Source organism: Saccharopolyspora sp. NPDC045941, from assembly GCF_056431445.1.
On record NZ_JBWKKU010000008.1, the window covers coordinates 103,990 to 120,614 of the forward strand.

The 16,625-nt window shown below is 69.8% G+C and carries 16 protein-coding genes; 8 read left to right on the plus strand and 8 right to left on the minus strand.

Annotated features, from left to right (window positions below):
• Positions 1 to 138 precede the first annotated feature (138 nt).
• A complete protein-coding gene (locus AC07FN_RS08725; protein ID WP_478395082.1) occupies positions 139 to 1,317 on the plus strand; it encodes a glycosyltransferase in 1,179 nt (392 codons plus the stop codon).
• The gene (locus AC07FN_RS08730) at positions 1,314 to 2,972 is read left to right on the plus strand and encodes a PQQ-binding-like beta-propeller repeat protein (protein ID WP_478395083.1); all 1,659 of its coding nucleotides are present in this window, start codon (positions 1,314 to 1,316) and stop codon (positions 2,970 to 2,972) included. Before AC07FN_RS08725 ends, AC07FN_RS08730 begins: the two co-directional genes overlap by 4 nt.
• Positions 2,973 to 3,006: 34 nt before the next feature.
• Here AC07FN_RS08730 and AC07FN_RS08735 read toward each other — a convergent pair whose 3' ends face one another.
• The 3 genes from AC07FN_RS08735 to AC07FN_RS08745 are packed head-to-tail and all read right to left on the minus strand — an operon-like array spanning position 3,007 to position 5,980.
• Complete coding sequence (locus AC07FN_RS08735) at positions 3,007 to 4,713, minus strand: right-handed parallel beta-helix repeat-containing protein (protein ID WP_478395084.1); 1,707 nt, start codon at positions 4,711 to 4,713, stop codon at positions 3,007 to 3,009.
• 44 nt (positions 4,714 to 4,757) lie between these two features.
• Positions 4,758 to 5,210 (minus strand): FAD synthase family protein, encoded by a 453-nt coding sequence (locus tag AC07FN_RS08740; RefSeq protein ID WP_452615361.1) that lies wholly within the window; start codon positions 5,208 to 5,210, stop codon positions 4,758 to 4,760.
• Between the two features lie 2 nt (positions 5,211 to 5,212).
• Positions 5,213 to 5,980 carry a CDP-alcohol phosphatidyltransferase family protein gene (locus tag AC07FN_RS08745; protein WP_478395085.1) on the minus strand — a complete coding sequence of 256 codons (768 nt, stop codon included), beginning with the start codon at positions 5,978 to 5,980 and terminating at the stop codon, positions 5,213 to 5,215.
• 296 nt (positions 5,981 to 6,276) lie between these two features.
• Here AC07FN_RS08745 and AC07FN_RS08750 point away from each other — a divergent pair, with 296 nt between their 5' ends.
• Complete coding sequence (locus AC07FN_RS08750) at positions 6,277 to 7,779, plus strand: cell shape-determining protein (RefSeq protein ID WP_478395086.1); 1,503 nt, start codon at positions 6,277 to 6,279, stop codon at positions 7,777 to 7,779.
• Entirely contained in the window at positions 7,776 to 9,014 is a 1,239-nt protein-coding gene (locus AC07FN_RS08755) for a polysaccharide biosynthesis protein (RefSeq protein ID WP_478395087.1), read from the plus strand. Before AC07FN_RS08750 ends, AC07FN_RS08755 begins: the two co-directional genes overlap by 4 nt.
• A 137-nt stretch (positions 9,015 to 9,151) precedes the next feature.
• Here the strand turns inward: AC07FN_RS08755 and AC07FN_RS08760 are convergent, their stop codons facing one another.
• Positions 9,152 to 10,114, minus strand: a complete 963-nt coding sequence (locus tag AC07FN_RS08760; RefSeq protein WP_478395088.1) for a PDR/VanB family oxidoreductase — start codon at positions 10,112 to 10,114, stop codon at positions 9,152 to 9,154.
• 13 nt (positions 10,115 to 10,127) lie between these two features.
• Positions 10,128 to 10,838: a hypothetical protein gene (locus AC07FN_RS08765; protein WP_478389315.1), complete on the minus strand. Its 711-nt coding sequence runs from the start codon at positions 10,836 to 10,838 to the stop codon at positions 10,128 to 10,130.
• A gap of 115 nt (positions 10,839 to 10,953) precedes the next feature.
• Here AC07FN_RS08765 and AC07FN_RS08770 point away from each other — a divergent pair, with 115 nt between their 5' ends.
• Positions 10,954 to 11,673, plus strand: coding sequence for a GntR family transcriptional regulator (locus AC07FN_RS08770; protein ID WP_363901183.1), 720 nt, complete (start codon positions 10,954 to 10,956; stop codon positions 11,671 to 11,673).
• Between the two features lie 22 nt (positions 11,674 to 11,695).
• Here AC07FN_RS08770 and AC07FN_RS08775 read toward each other — a convergent pair whose 3' ends face one another.
• Together AC07FN_RS08775 and AC07FN_RS08780 are read right to left on the minus strand one after the other, a co-directional pair.
• Positions 11,696 to 12,322: an MBL fold metallo-hydrolase gene (locus tag AC07FN_RS08775; RefSeq protein ID WP_478395089.1), complete on the minus strand. Its 627-nt coding sequence runs from the start codon at positions 12,320 to 12,322 to the stop codon at positions 11,696 to 11,698.
• A complete protein-coding gene (locus tag AC07FN_RS08780) occupies positions 12,319 to 13,404 on the minus strand; it encodes an S-(hydroxymethyl)mycothiol dehydrogenase (protein ID WP_478395090.1) in 1,086 nt (361 codons plus the stop codon). The genes AC07FN_RS08775 and AC07FN_RS08780 overlap by 4 nt, the downstream gene beginning before the upstream one ends.
• A gap of 153 nt (positions 13,405 to 13,557) precedes the next feature.
• On the opposite strand from AC07FN_RS08780, the gene AC07FN_RS08785 reads away from it, so the two are divergent.
• Positions 13,558 to 14,835: a helix-turn-helix transcriptional regulator gene (locus AC07FN_RS08785; protein WP_478395091.1), complete on the plus strand. Its 1,278-nt coding sequence runs from the start codon at positions 13,558 to 13,560 to the stop codon at positions 14,833 to 14,835.
• Positions 14,836 to 15,021: 186 nt separating this feature from the next.
• Here the strand turns inward: AC07FN_RS08785 and AC07FN_RS08790 are convergent, their stop codons facing one another.
• Positions 15,022 to 15,405, minus strand: a complete 384-nt coding sequence (locus AC07FN_RS08790; RefSeq protein ID WP_478395170.1) for a winged helix-turn-helix transcriptional regulator — start codon at positions 15,403 to 15,405, stop codon at positions 15,022 to 15,024.
• Between the two features lie 175 nt (positions 15,406 to 15,580).
• Here AC07FN_RS08790 and AC07FN_RS08795 point away from each other — a divergent pair, with 175 nt between their 5' ends.
• On the plus strand, positions 15,581 to 16,138 hold the full coding sequence (locus tag AC07FN_RS08795) for an SRPBCC domain-containing protein (RefSeq protein ID WP_478395092.1): 558 nt from the start codon (positions 15,581 to 15,583) through the stop codon (positions 16,136 to 16,138).
• A 56-nt stretch (positions 16,139 to 16,194) separates the two neighbouring features.
• Positions 16,195 to 16,584, plus strand: coding sequence for a PPOX class F420-dependent oxidoreductase (locus tag AC07FN_RS08800; protein WP_478395093.1), 390 nt, complete (start codon positions 16,195 to 16,197; stop codon positions 16,582 to 16,584).
• Positions 16,585 to 16,625: the final 41 nt, after the last annotated feature.

Here is a 16,625-nt window from a genome sequence, read left to right on the forward strand (position 1 = left end):
TGCCCGCCGTCGACATATTACAAGCTGGGCGCCGATTCGAGTGAGCCGCACGAAAACAGCTGTGCGGCTCCAGGGCCGCCCGTCGTGATCCGATGGCCGCCCTTCGACGAAACGGTAGAACGAAACATGCGGATTTCGATGATCGGAACCCGCGGCGTGCCCGCGCGCTACGGCGGCTTCGAGACGTGCGTCGAGGAGGTGGGGAGACGACTGGTCCAGCGCGGGCACGAAATCACGGTGTACTGCCGCAACCTCGACGCGCGCGGCCCCCGCCCCGAGCGCCACCTCGGGATGCGCCTGGTGCATCTTCCCGCACTGCGCCGCAAGACACTGGAAACGCTGAGCCACACGGCCCTTTCGGCGTTGCGCGCGGTGGCGCGGCCCCCGGACGTGGCGGTGGTGTTCAACGCCGCCAACGCGCCGCTGCTTCCCCTGCTGGGGCTCCGCGGAATTCCCACGATCACCCACGTCGACGGCCTGGAGTGGAAGCGGGCCAAGTGGGGACCTGCGGGATCGGCCTACTACCGCCGGGCCGAAGCGCTCGCCGTCCGCTGGTCCGACGCGCTGATCGCCGACGCCCGGGGAATCCAGGACTACTACCGCGATCGCTTCAACACCGAGACCGACTACATCCCTTATGGGGCACCGGTCCTCGGCGAGGTCGGGACCGACGGCATCACCGAACTCGGGCTCGGCCCCCGCCGCTACCACCTGGTCGTGGCCAGGTTCGAACCGGAGAACCACGTGCACGTGGCAGTCGAGGGCTACCTCCGCAGCAACGCCCGCCACCCGCTGGTCGTGGTGGGATCGGCGCCCTACGCCGACGAATACACCGCGACCATCGCGCGCGCGGCGAAGGGCGATCCCCGCGTGCGGCTGCTCGGCGCGGTGTGGGACCAGCGGCTGCTGGACCAGCTCTACGGCAACGCCTTGACCTACATCCACGGTCATTCCGTCGGCGGCACCAACCCCTCGCTGCTGCGCGCGATGGGCGCCGCCGCCCCGACTTCCGCGTTCGACGTGCGGTTCAACCGCGAAGTCCTCGGCTCGTTCGGCCGCTACTTCCGCGATCCCGGCGATCTCGCGGCGTTGTGCGACGCGGCGGAAGCCGACCCATCGGGCACGTTGCTGCGCGGGCGAGAGCAGGTGGCCTCGCTCGACCGCTACACGTGGGACGGGGTAGCGCAGAAGTACGAAGAACTGGCCGCCCGGGTCCTGCTCGTGGGCAGGTGCAGACCCGCGCCGCGCGGGCTGCCCGGCGCGCGGGCTGCGGTCACAGCGGCCGTGTCCATGCCGGAAACCAAGGAGGTCCGATGAATCGCGCGCGGAAGCTGTCGTGCGTCGCCGCAGTGGCCGTCGCCGCGTTGTCGGCAGCGGTGGTGCCGGGGCCGGCAGCGGTCGCCGCGGAGTTGCCGCAGCCGGTCACCGCCGGGGCGCTGCCGACGCCGCAGACCGACGGTGTCGTCTTCGCGGTAGCCATCGCGGGCAACACCGCCGTCGCCGGTGGGAGGTTCAGCAAGGCGCGCCCGGCCGGCGTGGCGCCGGGGGGACCGGGTGAGGTCACCCGCAACAACCTGCTGGCCTTCGACGTGACCACCGGCGAACTCCTGCCGTGGGCACCGGTGGTCAGCGGCAGCGTCTTCTCCGGCGCGGACCCGGGACCGTTCTGCAAGCCCGCCGACGCCGGGCGTTGGATCTGCGACACCGTGTTCCGGATCGAGGTTTCCCCGGACGGCAAGAAGGTCTACGTCGGCGGCGACTTCGACAAGATCGACGGTCAGTGGCGCTCGCGCGTGGCCGCCTTCGACGCCGCGACCGGCGCGCTTGACCCGAACTTCAAGCCCCGCGTGGCCGGCCGGGTCCGTGGGCTGTCGATCACCGCCGACACCGTCTACCTCGGCGGCGGCTTCAACGCCGTCGACGGCGTGCCGCGCACCCGGCTCGCCGCGGTGTCCACCGGCAATGGTGCGCTGCTGCCCTGGGCGCCGACCGCGGACCGGGAGGTCTTCGCGGTCCTGGCCGCCCCGGCCCAGGGGCGCACGGTGATCGGGGGAGCCTTCGACAACGTCAACGGCACCTACCGGCACGGACTCACCGCGGTCGACGCGGCCGGCGGTGCCCTCGTGCCGTGGGAATGGGTCACGCCCTCGCCCGATGACACGATCACGGACCTGGCCACCGACGGCACGGGAACGGTCTACCTCGGGTCCTACAACTGGCGCGGTGGCGATCCCCGGCTGGAGGGCAGAGGCGCCATCGACATCGCCACCGGCAAGCCGCGCTGGTTGGACGGCTGCTACGGCGACACCCAAAGCGTCGCGGTGGCAGGGGGTGTGCTCTACAGCGCCTCGCACACCCACAACTGCGCGGCCATCAACGCCGTCCCCGAGAACGGACCGATCGACTACCACCGGCTGCTCGCCGAAACGACGACCGCCACCCAAACGGCCCAGCGCAACGTCAACCACGTGCGCTTCGGCGACCCGGTTCCGGAACTGCTGCCGTGGCTGCCCAACACCAACGGCGGCCCCGCCGGCAGCCCGTGGTTGAACGGCCCGTGGGCAGTGGACGCCGACGCCCGCTACGTGGTGGTCGGCGGCGAGTTCACGGTGGTCAACGGCAGCGCCCAGCAGTCGCTGACCCGGTTCGCCGCCCGGGGCGTGCCCGGCGCCGTCAACAACGGGCCGCAGGTGCCCTTCCCCGCCCCGGAGCTCAACCGGCGACTGTCCGGCGGAATCTCCATCAGGTGGACGGGAACGTGGGACGCGCAGAACCGGGAGATCCGCTACGAGGTGATGCGCGCCGGAACCGCGAACCCGATCTACACCACCACCAGCAGCGCCTGGCCGTGGTCGGTGACGACGATGAGCTTCACCGACGACCAAGCGCCCCAGGGCAGGGTCGAGTACTGGATCAGGGCGGTCGACGCCGACGGCGCGGTGCTCAGCACCCCGCGCAGCAGCATCGGCTGAGCCGGCGGGGACGTCGGAGCAGACGTCCCCGCGCTCACCCGCGTGGGCCGGCGAGCACGCCGATGTCGGGGTGGTCGCGCGGTGGAACACCGACGATCCGGGCGACATCCGGCGGCAGGGCCTGACCGGCGCGGACACCCGGCGTGGACGGGCGGAGCGAGTAATCGCCCCGGTCCGGATCGCGGAACGGGGCGGGCGGCGGTGCTACCGCCAGGCTGTGCAGGTCTAGTCCCGTCCGTGCCCGCAGCTGAGCCAGCGTGTGGATCGTGGCGACCTCACCCGAGCCGAGCGACCACGTGCCCAGCGGTGCCGAGCCCGCCGCCCGCAGGAAGGCGTTGCCATCGCTGGCGGAGAGGAACGGCGACGCCGGTTTGGGGTGCGGTTTGTAGTCGGCGGACTCGATGAACGGCTCGGTGTCGTGCTGCCTGATCAGGAGGTTGTTCACCAGCTCGGTGCCGGACGTGATCCAGGACAGGCCCAGTTCCGCGCTGTAGGGGTCCGAACTCGCAGACCGCTTGTCGTTGTACAGCCCGAGCTCGATCGCGTTGTCGACGAAGGTGTTGTGCACGAGCCGGACGTGGTCGGAACTGGAGACCTTGATGCCGCGCCCGCCGTTGGAAACCACGACGTTCGACGCGATCAGCGCTCTCGCCGAAACCTCGTAGTACAGGCCGTTGACGGCGTTGCCCCGCGCGATGTTGCGGACCACCACGGCGTCGGTGCACCCGAGGTCGCACCACCAGCCGGTGCCGATGTTGTCCGCGAACGTGTTGTCGGACACCCACGCCCGCTTCGTGCGCGTCACCTTCGCGCCCGCCGCACCGATGGCCTCGCCGGTCAAGGCGAAGTGCTCGTTGTTGTTGCGCGCGAAGGTGTTGGCGGTCAACCGGAGCCCGTCGGCCCGGTTGGCCATCAAGCCGACCAGACCGTTGTCGAGGAACTGGTTGCCGGTCACGTTCGCATCGGGTTGGAAGACCGCTGCGCCGCTGGAGGCGGAAGCGGCGAAGGTGTTGTTCTCCAACACCACCGACGGCGCGTTCACCACGACCATCGCGCCGCGCCGACCGTACTTCTGGTTCGAGCCGTAGTGCGCGATCCCGATCCCGCGCAGCGAACTGCCCGCGGCTCCCGCGCCGTCGAACTGCAGCAGCCAGTCGAACTCGGTCGCCTCGACGAACCGCCCGGCCGGGTCCTCGCCGATCACCAACTCCTCGCGCGCGACGTCGACGTAGAACGTGCCGTCGGTGACCGAGCTCCGCTCGCCCACCTGCCGAAGTGGCCTGCCGTCGACGAAAACCATGTCCGGAAGCCCGGCCAGCGGATGCGCCGGGTCGATGATCTCAGGCAGGAAGCAGGTTCGGCACAGCGATGCGTTCCAGCCCGCGTGCCGCCACACATCGCCGTCGCGGGACCACTGCGCGACCACCCGGCTGCCCTTGAGCCAGGCGCGTTCACGCGGATACGGCTGGATGGACAACTTCTTGCCGATGATGCCGACCGTCTCCCGGTACGTCCCTTCTCGCAGGACGATCGTGGCGCCGGGCTGCGCTCGGCGCACCGCCTCGCCGAGACTGCGCAGCGGTCGCGCTTCGTCGCCCTGCGCGGAGTCTTTCCCGTTGGGGGCGACGAAGAGCGCGCCGGCGGGCACCGGGTAGTCCGTCGTGGTGATCGTCGCGTCGACGTGATGCGCTGCGGTTCTGTCGTTGGTGTTCGCGGTGCAGGATGCGAGCAGCGCTGTCACGATGGCGATTGCGGGCACGAGCCGGTTGCTTCGACGCGGGCGGTTCATGTCGGCCCGGGCTCCAGCTCGCCGAGCATGCTGGGCGAGGGGAGCGAGATCCGTTGCCGCAGCAGGGTGCTGGACGTGTGGGTGGTGTAGCTGAAGTAGCGAATCCGCGCCCCGACGGCGGACAGCTTGCGCTCCAACGCGTCGGCGCGTGCCGTGCCGCGCCAGTCGCTGCCCTTGAACAGCACGTCGAACCGGAGGTGTTCCCACATGCGGAACTTGTCCTCGTGCTGGTCGGCGATGGCCTCGGCGACGCACCGGATGTTGCGCACGATCTCCAACCGCTCCTCGAAGGGGATGACCGGCTTGCGGCCCTTCACCTTCAGCAGGACGTCGTCGGTCACCACACCCGCCACCAGGTGGTCGCATTCCCCGCTGGCTCGCCGCAGGATGTTGAGGTGTCCTATGTGGAACATGTCGAAGGCGCCGGGCGCGTACCCGATGGTGGGCATCGTCACCGCACCCGTTCCGCAGCGGCGCCGTCGAGGCGCGCCATGTCGCCGAACCACTTCGGCAGCGCCGCGGCGAGGAAGGCGGTGTTGAGCAGGAAGAGCGCGCCGTAGACCGCGGCGAAGGCCATCGGGGATCCCAGCAGCAGGAAGGCCAGGCACAACACCCCGTAGTCGGTCGGCAGGACCAGCAACGACCGCAGGACCGAAGGCGGCGCACCGGCGGGCGCCGGTGTGCCGGAGCCGGAATGATGGCCTCGGCGCAACTGGTCGTTGAGGATCATCGCGAAGAACATGACGGTCTCGACGGCGGCGTAGCCGAGCGGGACCAGCAGGAAACCGCTGGGGAGGCCGAAGAACCGGAACGCGCAGACGAGCACGGCCAGGTGCAGGGTGGCGATCTTCGCGCTGTCGATCACGTGGTCCAGCCACTCGCCCGCGATGCTGCTGGTGCCCCGCAACCGGGCGAGTTGCCCATCGGCCGAGTCCAGCGCGTACCCGACGGCCAGCGCCAGGCCCACCGCGATGCCCAGCGGCCACGACGGTGCGGCGGTGGCGACGGCGGTGATGCCGGCGAAGGTGAACAGCGCGCTGACGGCGGTGACCTGGTTCGGAGTTGCCTTGAGCAGGTAGGCGGCCGCCGCGAGGTAGCCACCCGCTCTGCGGTTGACGAACCGCGAGTAGGCCGGCGCCCCCTTGGCCGACTTCTGCGCGGACGGCAACCGGCGCAACGCCGCCGCGAAGCCGGATTTCGGCATGTCGGTGGTGGTCATCGAAGCCTTTCGTTCCTGCGCAACACGCGCGGAAATCACTGGGTAGGCCAACGAGCGGCGCCGCCGGGAGGGGGAACTTGACAGGCGATCACCATCGTCTGAATACTGAAAAATATCGGTAGTTCTCCTCCCGGGTGGCCAGACCGGTTGATTTGCCTCATCAACCGCGATCTTCCTAGCGGTTTCCGATCACTGCGCTCACGCGGTATTCGCCGCAGGGGCCCGGTGCGTTACCGATGAGCGCCGGCCTGCCCGGAGGAATCCCCCTTTTGGCACACAGAGCGGAATGACGGTCGATGGACGACGCCCACCCGGCACCGACGATCTTCGGTTCGTTGTGGCGGTATCGCTGGATCTCGTTGGGGATCGTGGCAGCAGCGGTGCTGATGAGCCTGTTGGTCCCGCTGGTGGCGGGCGACGGCCGCAGCGCCCACGCGCGCATCGTGCTCAAGGCACCCGACCAGACCGGCGTGCTCGGGATCGAGATGGCCAGCGAGTCGAGCTTCCTCCGGTACGTGAAGCAGCGGGCCTTGTTCGTCACCTCCGACGAAGTGCTCGACGACGCGCGTGCCCGGCTCGGCGGCGACGAGACCGTGCTGCAGCTGCGCGCCGCCATCACCGCGGACGCCTCGTCGAGCGGTGAGTCCATCGAGATCAACGTCGACGGGCCGGGATTCGAGCGTTCCGTGCTGATCGCCAACGCTGTCATCGCCGCCTACCAGGACCGGTCCAGGGCAGAGGTGGTCGCCACCACGGACAAGGCGTTGGAGACGCTGAACGCGCAACGCGCGGCGATCGTGGCCGATGCCGGCACGGTCCCGCCGGGCAACCCCGTCGGCTCGGCCGCCGGCTCGACGCTCAGCGATCTGGACAAGCAGATCACCCGGATCCGGGTGGTGGCGGCCCAGTTCGCCGACGGGGTGTCGTTCGTGGATGTCGCGTCGCCGGACGGCACGAGCCCTTGGCGCGGGGTCCTGCGCGATTTCGCCATCGGCACGGCCGTCGGCCTGATGCTCGCGGCCGCGCTGGCCTGGTTCCGCGCCGATCGCGATCACCGGGTGCGAGATGCCGACGAGCTCACCCGCGTCGTCGACGAACCGGTGCTCGGCGAGATCGAGACGCTGCCCGCCCAGGCCATCCTGGCGCTGCGCAGACCGGGCGTCCCGCCGCTGCGCTCCTACCAGCTGGTGGCCTCCGGTCTGCGGTCGACGGTGGGCAGGGGAGTCGTCCTCGTCACGGGCCCGTCCGGCGGCGAGGGAGCGACGACGACCACGCTGCAGATCGCCGGTGCCGCCGCCCGGGACGGCCTGCAGGTGCTGGTGGTCGACGCCGCGTTCCGCTCCCGCGACTTGTCGCAGATGCTGGGGCTGGCCGACTGGCCCGGACTGACCTCGATCGCCACCGGCACCGCGTCGCTGGCCCAGTCGGCGCACCCGGTGCACCTGGGCAACGGGGTCGGGTTCAGCGTGGTGCCCGCGGGGCACGGACAGCCCTACTCCCGGGAGCAGCTGCGTTCCGGACTGCTGCAGCAGGTGATCGCGGAGATGCGGTCGCGCTACGACCTGGTGCTGGTGGACCTGCCCCCGCTGATCTCCCAGCCGGAGACGACGTCGCTGATCAGCGCGTCCGACGGGGTGGTGGTGACGGTGCGGCGAGACGGCGACCTCGGTTCGCTGCGCAGGTTGCGCGAGCAGCTGCAGCTGTTCGGCGGGACGATCACCGGGTACGTGCTGACGTTCGCCGGGGCGGCCCCGGCCGGGCGCGCCGGCGAATCTCCCGCCCCGCAACCATCCCGATGACCACGACCGGCGCGCGAGCGCCGAAACGGCGCCTCGTCGCGAAGGTCGCCGCCCCGGTGTTGTCGCAGGGCATCACCGCGGGCATGAGCCTGGTGCTCCAAGTGCTGGCCGCCCGCACGCTGGGGCTCGCCGAGTTCGGATCCTTCGTGCTGCTGCTGGCGTTGCTGGTGACGGCGATCGCGCTGTACACGGGCTGGGTGGGTGACTCGCTGGCGGTCCTCGACCGCCACGAACCCCGCACCCGGGCCGGCATCGTCACCAGCGCCCTCGCGGGCTGGATGCTGTGCTTCGCCGCCGCAGTCGGCACGGCCCTGCTGCTGCGCGACGGCGAACCAGCTACCGCACTGGCCTTCGGGACGATGGCAGTGCTGCGACTGGCCGCGGAAACGGTGCGGCGGTTACTCATGGCCAGATTGCAGTTCTGGCACCTCGTGGGGAACGACATCGTGCACGTCACCGGGACGGTGCTCGCGCTCGCACCAGCAGCGGTGGCCGGGGTCTCGCTGCCGGCGCTGTTCCTGTCGATGGCCGTCGGAGCGGCCGCAGCGGTGCTCGTGGGCGTTGTGCAGCTGCCCGCGGCGGAATTGCGGCAGCTGCGGGCCGGAACCGCCGGTCTGCCCGCGGTGATGTCGTTCGCCGCCTGGAGATCCTTGCAGGCCGCGTTGCGTCCGGCCGCACTCCTCGGCTCACGCGCCCTGGTCGCGCTGCTGGTGTCCACGGGCGCGGTGGGTATGCTCGAAGCCGGTCGCCTCGTCGTCGCGCCGCTGCAGGTCGTGATCAACGGTGCGGGCAGTTTCCTGCTGTCGAACTTCGTCGCCAAGACGAGGCGGGACGCCGTCGCCGCACAGCGGCTCGTCCACCGCGCGACGTGGCTGCTGATCACCGGCACCGGAGTCGGAGGCGTCGCGCTGACGTTGCTCGCCGACCCCCTGGGCACCTTGCTGACCGGTCAAGCCGTGGACCCCCTGCTGGTGCTCGGGTGGGTCGCGTACTTGATGGTCTGGGCCGCGGGACTGCCCCATGTCACCGAGCTGGTCGCCCGGCGCATGTCGCGCCACGTCTTCCTCGTCCGGCTTGCGGATTCGGCGCTGGGCCTCGTGCTGGTCGCTGTCGCAACGGTCCTGTCGGGCTCGGTGATCGCCGTCCCGTGGCTCATGGCATGCGCAGGGATCTACTCGGCATGGCACGTGCGACGCCTCGCGATCCGCTCACGACGCGAAGCACGAACCGCCTGACCGGACTGGAGCGCGGGACGACCCGGGGCCGGGGGCAAGAGTTCGGAGCCGGTGCGCGTGGAACGAGAAGTGATCGGATGAAGGCGGCGTTCAGCGCCGTACCTACTGTGGCGCTGAACGCCGCCGCATGGGAAAGGTCAGAGGTCGAGCACCAGCACGCGGCCCCGTGACCGGGACACGCACGGCAGCATGATCTCGCCGCTTTCCCGCTCCTCGTCGGTCAGCACGTCGTCGCGGTGGTCCGGCTCGCCCGAGACCACCCCGACGGCGCAGGTGCCGCAGATCCCCGCCCGGCACGAGTTGTCGAGTTCGACGCCCGAGGCCTCGAGAACGTCGAGCAACGGCTCGTGCTCGGGGACCGCCAGCCGTAGGCCACTGCGCTTGAGCACCACCTCGAACGACCCGGAATCCGCGTCGAGCGGAGGAACCTCCGCCGAGAAGCGCTCCCGGTGCAGCGACCCAGACGGCCACGCCCCGCAGGCCTGTTCCACAGCCGACAGCATGGGCCCGGGGCCGCAGCAGTAGACCACCGTTCCGTCCGCAGGCACCGCCAGGTAGCGGTCGAGATCGGGAAGGCCGAACTCGTCCTGCGGCACGATGATCAGCTCGCCTCCCGGAAGGGCGGTCAGCTCGTCGAGGAACGCCATCGAGGATCGCGTCCGCCCGCCGTAGAGCAAGGTCCACGGCCGGCCGAGCGCGGCCACCTCCGTCGCCATGGCGAGGATCGGGGTGATCCCGATTCCGCCGGCGACGAAGAAGTACCTCTCGGCGTCGGCGAGCGGGAACCGGTTGCGCGGCCCGCGGACCCGGAGCCGGTCGCCCACGCGGACGTGGTCGTGGACCCGGGCGGATCCACCGCGCCCGCGTGGTTCCCGCAGGACGGCGATTCGCCACCGGTCGGCGGTCCGCGGATCGCCGCACAGCGAATACTGCCGGATCAGCCCCGGGCCGAGATCCACGTCGATGTGCGCTCCCGGCTCCCAGGCCGGGAGGTGCTGCCCCTCGGGGTCGAGCAGGGTCAGCGCGACCACGTCATCGGCGCGGCTGTCCGTGGCCTCGACCACGACGGTGCGCCAGACGTCGATTTCCTGAGCGATCATCTCCGGCGGCCGATCAGGTGTCGCGGCCGGCCGCGACGGACTCGGGGCTGAACGTGCGCCAGGCGATGTCGCGCATGCCGCGCATGGCCCGCAGGATCTCATCGCGGTCCTCGTCGGTGTGCACGTAGGTCGCCATCATCTGCAGGCCCAGGCCGACGTGGAACTTCTCGTCCTTCTCGATCTGCTTGTAGATCCGGGTGACCTCGTCGAGGCCGTGCCGTTCCGCGCCGCGGAAGGTCGGCTCGAAGCTTCCCGACGCCGACGTCTCCGACAGGTTCCACGCCGCGACCGCGGACAGCGGGTGGCGATCGAGGCATTCCCAGAGGAACCGGCTCCACGGCTCGGCTTCGGCGGGAACGGTCGTGGGCACCTCGCCGCCGAGGGACTCGATCGCCTTGCCGACCATGTCGTAGTGCTCGGCCTCCTGGAAGGACTGCTTGGCCAGCAACGTGATGTGCCGCCGCTCGAACTGCATCCCGTAACGCCGGATCTCCTCGTTGAGGAGATAGACGTAGTCGATCTCGCGCCAGCAGCGGGGGATCAGCCACGAGGCCAGCCGGGCCGGGTCCGGGTCCTCGTCGTAGCTGGCGAAGAAGGCTTCGGTCGCCTGGGCCGTGGCCACCTGGACCGAGTCGAGCAACTCGTCGAGTTCGGCCCTGATCGGATCGAGGCCACTGCCGCCCCTGACGTTGCGCACGTCGACCATGTCGCCCTCCGTATTCATGTATCCAATGTGCGTGTATCCATGGATACAATCTGAGGGCGCAGTGGTTGTCAAGACCGAGGTAGCTGAACCGGAGCAGCCCCGGTTGTCCTAAGATTTTCGATGTGAGGACGAAATGAGCGAGGCCGCGGACACGTTGCGGGCACCGAGCAGCTACGCCGACCAGATCGCGCACATCCTGGAACGCGAGATCCTCGACGGGCGGTACCCCCGCGGGGAACACCTGCAGCAGGACGAGATCTGCGGGCGTTTCGGGGTCAGCCGCACGCCGGCGCGTGAGGCGCTGCGCAAGCTGCAGGCGATGAACCTGGTCGAACTGGTGCCGAACCGGGGCGCCATGGTCAAGGTGCCGACCCTGCGCGAGCTCAACGACGTCTACCAGGTGCGGGCGGAGCTCGAAGGGTTCGCCGCCGAACTGGCGGCCCGTTCACGCGACCCCGAGATGCTCGCGAAGCTGGAGAAGGCGCACGAGGCGCTGGCCGAGGTCGTCCCGCTCGCCGTCGCGAAGCTCGACGACCCCGAGGAGACCGAGGCCGGCGAGCGACTGCGCCGGTTCAACGACACCTTCCACGGCATCGTCCACGACGCCGGGGGGAACCAGCGGCTCGGCGGGATGATCCAGGACCTGCACCGCTACTTCCCGAAGGACACCGTGCGGCTTGCCATCCGGTCTCCGGAGACCCTGCGGGCGCTCTACGTCGAGGAGCACGCGGTCGTCCTGGAGCACATCACCCGCGGACGGGCCGCGCGGGCGCGCACGGCGATGCGCGACCACATCCGCGGGTCGCAGGCGATGCTGGTGGATTACCTGCGTGGCCGGGGTTTCGGAGATTGAACCGGCCCGGCGGGCCGGTCCGCTAGTAGCCGCGGGCGATCCATTCGGCCAGGTGCGGTGCTTCGGTGCCGATGGTGGTGCCGTCGCCGTGGCCCGTGTGCACGCGGGTGTCCTCGGGCAGGGCGAACACGCGTTCCCGGATCGAGCCGATGATGGTCGGGAAGTCGGAGAACGAGCGGCCGGTGGCGCCCGGGCCGCCGGAGAAGAGGGTGTCCCCGGAGAACAGGGCCTTGGCTTCGGGCAGGTGCAGGCAGATCGAACCGGGCGAATGCCCCGGCGTGTGGAGCACCTCGATCTCCGTTCCCGCTACGGCGATCCGCTCCTCGTCGCCCACGTGCCGGAACGACCGGCCCGGGTGGGTCATCTCCCACAGTTCGCGGTCGCCGGGGTGTAGCAGGACCGGAGCGCCGAGCTGCTCGCCCAGCTGCGGGGCGACGGTGACGTGGTCGTTGTGCCCGTGCGTGCAGACGACGGCGACGACGTTGCGATCGCCCACAGCCTCGGTGATCGGCTTGCCGTCGTGGGCCGCGTCGATGACGACGACGTCGGTGTCGTCGCCGACGAGCCAGATGTTGTTGTCCACCTCCCAGGTCCCGCCGTCGAGTTCGAAGACGCCGGTGGTGACGACGTGCTCGATCCGCAGGTTCACAGGATCACCACCGAGCGCAGGACTTCGCCGGAGTGCATGGTGTGGAAGGCTTTCTCGACCTCGTCGAGGCTGATGCGTTCGGTCACGAACTTCTCCAGCGGCAGCCTGCCCTGCAGGTGCAGGTCGATCAGCATCGGGAAGTCGCGCTCGGGCAGGCAGTCGCCGTACCACGACGACTTCAGGGCGCCGCCGCGGGCGAAGAAGTCCAGCAACGGCATCTCCAGCCGCATGTCCGGCGTGGGCACGCCGACGAGCACGACGGTGCCGGCGAGATCACGTGCGTAGAAGGCCTGCTTCCAGGTCTCGGGACGGCCCACCGCGTCGATCACGACGTCGGCGCCGAATCCGCCGGTCAGTTCCGCGATCGCTTCGACCGGGTCGATGCCGGAGGCGTTGATCACGTGGGTGGCGCCCAGTTCGCGGGCCCAGTCGAGCTTCCTCTCGTCCCGGTCGACCGCGATGATCGTGCCCGCGCCGGCCAAGCGGGCACCGGCGATGGCGGCGTCGCCGACACCGCCGCAGCCGATGACCGCGACCGAATCGCCACGGCCGACCATGCCGGTGTTGACCGCCGCGCCCAGTCCGGCCATGACCCCGCAGCCGAGCAGCCCTGCGACGGCCGGATCGGCGGCGGGATCGACCTTGGTGCATTGCCCGGCGTGCACGAGCGTCTTGTCGGCGAACGCGCCGATCCCGAGCGCCGGGGTGAGCTCGGTGCCATCGGTCAGCGTCATCGGCTGTTCGGCGTTGCAGGTGTCGAAGCAGTACTGCGGTCGCCCGCGTTTGCAGGCACGGCACTGGCCGCAGACCGCCCGCCAGTTCAGGATCACGAAGTCACCCGGCTCCACGGATTCGACACCCTCACCGACCATCTCGACGGTGCCCGCGGCCTCGTGCCCGAGCAGGAACGGGAACTCGTCGTTGATCCCGCCCTCGCGGTAGGTCAGGTCCGTGTGGCACACGCCGCACGCCGCGATGTCGACCACGACCTCGCCGGGACCGGGATCGGGGATCACGATGTCGGTCAGCTCGACCGGGGCCTGCTTCGAACGGGCGATCACCCCGCGCACCTGCTGTGGCATGTGGGCTTGCTTCCTTGTCTGTCGGCGGAAAAGCATGCGCTTCGGCGCATGCCGTTCGCGACCCTAACCGCGCCGTGCCGCTGGACGACCTGGTCGAAAGGAGGGCAAAACCTCGACTTCCGGCTAGCGGACCCGCAGCCTAGACTCGCTGGAATGGTCGACCCGAAGTACCCGAGCCCGGACCGGCTGCGCGGTTTGCGAGAGGTCGTCGACGGCCCGCTGCACGGGATCGCCGGCCGGTTCTCCCGTTTCCTGTCCGCCCGGTGGCCGCACAGCGCCCTCGTCATCTTCACCCGGGAATGCACGGGCCGTCCACGCAAGGTCGCGGGCGACGCCGAGATGATCAACCGCGTCACCATCGACGAACTCGACCAGCTCAAAGCCCATGTCGACCCCGGCACCCCTGTCGCGGCGAACGCACTGATCGGCGGCGTGACACGCGCGGTGTGGGTGGTGCTGGATCCGGTCGGCACGCTGCTCGTGCTGGTGCCCCGCACGCCACGGAAGCGATTGCCGGAAGCGGAGGAGCTGGCGGGGTTCTTCGGCATCGTCGCGACCTCGATCAGGCAGCAGGTAGCTCAGGCCAGCCCGGACTACCTCGCCGAATCACGGGCCGCCTCGAGCGAGCGGGCGCGCACGATCACGGAGATGGTCGCCGCGCACGAAAGCGCGTTGCTGTCCATTCTGAACACCCTGCGCTCCTCCGGACTCGATGACCGGCGTGCCCGGCTCGCCGCGACCGAGACGGCCTCGGCGGCGCTGGTCGTCTTGCGGTCCGCGCAAGAATCGGATCTGTCGTTGTCGGAAGAACCCGCATCGGCCGCGTTCACCAAGCTGCGCAAGAACATCCGGCAGCTGCTGAAGCACCACGAGGTGTGCCTGGAGTTCATCGCGCCCGGCAAGACTGCGCGACCGTTGCCGGGGGAAGTCGCCTATGCGGCGCGCGCGATGACGAGGACGATCGTGTTGGCCTTCGCCGCGCAGCCCAGGTTGGCCCGGCTGCGCATCGCGTGGAGTTGCGACGGTGGCTCGCTGCTGATCGACGTGCGTGATCAGGAAGCCGGAGAGCTGGGCGTGAGCACGTTGTCGCGAGAGCTGGAAGGTCGGGCGCGGACGCTGGGCGCCGCTGTCGACCTGGACGCCGTCCCGGGTTGGGGCAGCCGGGTCAGCATCGCTCTCCCGCTCGACTCGCCCGCCACGCGCTCCGGTGAGCCGCGACTGGCCAGCCTCAACGCCAGGGAGCACGAAGTCCTGTGCCTGCTCGCCGAGGGCAAGCGCAACAAAGCCATCGCCGACGAGCTCGGCGTCGCGGAAAGCACCGTCAAATTCCACGTCACCGGTGTGCTCCGCAAACTCGACGTCGGTTCGCGGGGCGAGGCGGCCGCGCTGGCCCGCAACGCCGAACTCACCCCGCCGGCACCGGCGCGGTGACCTCCACTGGTTCGTCCTGCGGTGTCCTGCTTTTCGCAGATGGGTGTCTCTTGTGGACTGGAGGCAAGGGGGAGCAGGTTCAAAGCCTGTCAGCCCGACGTTGGCGGAAGCGGGCTTCGCCACTGTGCGTTCGAGCCCGAGCGCGGCACATGCGGCGATCACGCCGGGCTTGACCTGGGGGGCGCCCTACGATGCCGCGGGTTCGGTTCCCTCGAACACCTCGCGGTTGCGGGCGATCTCGACCTGGTGTTCCTGAACCCAGCGCACCACGTGCGCGACGGTGTCGCTGAGCGATCGCCCCAGCGGGGTCAGCGCGTACTCGACGCGAGGCGGTACCTCGGCGTAGGCCGTTCGCGTGATCAGACCGTCGCGGGTCAGCGCACGGAGCGTCTGACTCAGCATCCGCTGCGACACCCCGGCGATCCGCTCGTGCAAGGCGGTGAAGCGCAGCGGTCCGTCCGCGAGCGTCGTGACGACCAGGACGGTCCACTTGTCCCCGACGCGGGCGAGCACGTCGCGCACGAGCTCGATCGTCGCCGTGCACTCCGGGCTGACCCCGGCGGCCGCCAGCTGGGAACGCAGTGCGGAATCCAAGAGCCTGTTCCCCCGAGTGCGTAGCTGACTTGAAAGTGCGTAAGCACGAGACCTTGATCGCAGCGGCCGCGCCCCGTTACATACGGATGGTAACCAACGGGCGCTGCGCCCCGAACCGCCGCAACACCACGCGAGGGAAAACATGGCCATCATGGGAGCCACTGCGCCGGACTCGGCCGCCGATGAGCACGTCGGCAGCGCGGTCCCGGGGGTGCGGCACGAGACCTTCACGGTCGGATTCCACCTGGCCGCCGCCCCGAGCGCGGTATTCGGGGCCTTCGCCGACGCTCCGGTCCGGAGCCGCTGGTTCAAGCTGCCGGGCCGCCTCGTGTCGTACCACCACGACTTCGTGGTGAACGGCGGAGAAACGGCGTCCAGCGTCTTCGCGGTCCCAGGCGCACACCCGGAACGGCTCGCGTACGAAGCCCGGTACCTCGACATCACGCCTGACTCGAGGATCGTCTACGCGTACACGTCTCGCGTGGACGACGTCCCGCGATGGACCTCGCTGGTGACCGTCGAACTGCACCCGGAAGCCGGCGGCACCCACCTGCGGTGGACCGAGCAGGCAGCCTTCCTGGCCCCTTCCGCGGAGCCGGACCACGACTTCCCCCACCTGCGCGGCGCCACCCGCCTGCGGTTGACCGGACTCGAGGTGGCCTTGACGAACTCGGGCCAGGGGGTCCGCACCGCACTGCTGCACCGATGACCTGTTCACCGTCAAAGGATTGATCGACGTCAATGTCAAGCTCGCATGCTCGCCGCGTGGTCTTCACGCAGGCAGAACTCGAATACCTGACCGGACAGCACCTCGGTCGCCTGGCCACGGCTTCTCCGGCCGGCCAAGTCCAGAACAACCCGGTGGGTTTCTTCGTGGATGCCGCCTCGGGCACGATCACCATCGGCGGGCACGCACTGGGAGCGTCCAAGAAGTTCAGGAACGTCCAGCAGGGCAGCACCGTGTCGTTCGTCGTCGACGACCTGGCCTCGGTGGACCCATGGGTGGTACGCGGCATCGAGATCCGAGGCTCGGCTGTGGCCCTGACCGATCACGAGCCGCCGGTGCCGTACTTCTCGCGGCAGATCATCAGGATCACTCCCGCCAAGATCATCTCCTGGGGGATCGACGGGCCACGGTCGAGCCGCGAGGTGTGAAAGCTCGCGAAGGCGAGGACTACCCGATAGTTCAGCCGAAA